Genomic DNA, 331 nt, shown 5'->3' with positions numbered 1-331 from the left:
GGTGTACTACAAGAAGCCCGACCGGCCCGGCCAGTTGTTCATCGGCACTGTACGCGACTCGAGCGCCGCACTCTACGGCACCGACCAGGCCGCCTTCTGGTACAGCACCTCGCCCGAGTTCCGGGTACCGCCCGGCGACGTGCCGTTGTTCCGTGGGTACTTCACCGAGGTGGCCGCGCTCGTCGACCGGAGAGTGGTCTGACGCGGAAGCGGCGGAGCCGCGGGTTTCCGGCACGGGCGTCTGCCCATCCAGGTCGACCGGGGGATCGTCGCGGGGTTCCGGCGCGGCAACGTCTTCGGGCGGCCCCGCTACCCGCCGGCCCGGGTGACG

General features: G+C 71.3%; 1 protein-coding gene. It reads left to right on the top strand.

Annotated features, from left to right (window positions below; all coding sequences use genetic code 11):
* Positions 1 to 202, top strand: a 202-nt coding sequence (locus PUR61_RS07235) for a hypothetical protein (protein WP_329876848.1), incomplete at its 5' end; no start/stop codon positions are given.
* Positions 203 to 331 lie beyond the last annotated feature (129 nt).

The organism is Streptomyces sp. BE20, assembly GCF_036322525.1.
GTDB lineage: Bacteria > Actinomycetota > Actinomycetes > Streptomycetales > Streptomycetaceae > Kitasatospora.
The sequence above is the reverse complement of the archived record's forward strand: the minus strand, read 5'-3'. Positions and strand labels throughout refer to the sequence as shown.